At 31.4% G+C, this 1,102-nt stretch carries 1 protein-coding gene and 1 pseudogene; one reads left to right on the forward strand and one right to left on the reverse strand.

The annotated features are described in order from the left end of the window. Positions 1-254, reverse strand: a 254-nt coding sequence (locus HMPREF2811_RS03925) for a hypothetical protein (RefSeq protein ID WP_141749252.1), incomplete at its 3' end; no start/stop codon positions are given. A gap of 402 nt (positions 255-656) precedes the next feature. On the opposite strand from HMPREF2811_RS03925, the pseudogene HMPREF2811_RS11735 reads away from it, so the two are divergent. After that, positions 657-1,102 (forward strand): annotated as a pseudogene (locus HMPREF2811_RS11735) (transposase); the annotation flags it as partial.

Here is a 1,102-nt window from a genome sequence, read left to right on the forward strand (position 1 = left end):
AAAGTGGTCCCTTTTTCATTTGACATATACATGCCATAGATTTCTGCTGATTTTCCATATTGATCCAAGCCCTCAAACTTACTAATGTGTCCTTCATCAAGCAAAAACACTCCATCGTCCGGTAATGGCTGATTAGCAAACTCTATCCAGTGTCCTGTTCTCATTTTTAAATTAAATGTATTCACTGCCAATACTGAGCTAACGTCTCCGAACACTAAAAGCATTAAGAGGCAAAATACACATATCCTTTTCATTCTTTTCCTTCTTTCCGATATATTTTTAATCAAAAATTTACCCTAAACAAAAATAAATTATTATTGTTTGGTCCATTAATTATTATGTTAATTTTATCAAACACAAACTTCTTATAAGCTACTAACAACAATGCTTATCCTTTTAGAATTTCTAGTCATAATCCCAAAATTATTATATTTTTTATTTACCGATATTTTATAATGTATATTTTAACATACTGACTCTAACTTTTATATGTCGTTTCAAATTAAATAATTAATAGAAAACATAACCTAGTATTTAATGATTTATTACTTACAAAAGATAAAGTCCATATAATTGTGTAAAAAGAAAGTGTCACTAATCCCTCCATAACTGGTACAATATTTTTAGGAAAATAAAACAAACCAGGAGGAATTAAAATGACCCAAGTACATTTTACACTGAACCTCGAAGAAATTCAAAACTTAATTGACGTAGAAGTGAAAGACAACACAGCGAAGGATATTCTAACCAAGGTATTTAATCAACTGATGGAGAAAGAACGGGATGAATACTTAGATAACAAAGCCTATCAACGCGATCCCAATAGAATGACTTATCGTAATGGCTATTAAGATCGTGACTACACAACAAAACTAGGAACATTAAACCTCAGAGTGCCAAGAACAAGAGATGGCAAGTTTTCAAAAGAAATCTTTGAACGCTACCAAAGAAATGAAAAGGCACTTCTGTTAACCATGCTTGAAATGTATATCCAAGGTGTCTCTACAAGGAAAGTGTCAAAAGTTATTGAAAATTTATGTGGGAAAACCTATTCTAAATCATTTGTCTCTTCCCTTACGAAACAACTGGATGAAGAGGTTCG

Source organism: Globicatella sp. HMSC072A10 (genome assembly GCF_001811625.1).
Classification (GTDB): domain Bacteria; phylum Bacillota; class Bacilli; order Lactobacillales; family Aerococcaceae; genus Globicatella; species Globicatella sanguinis.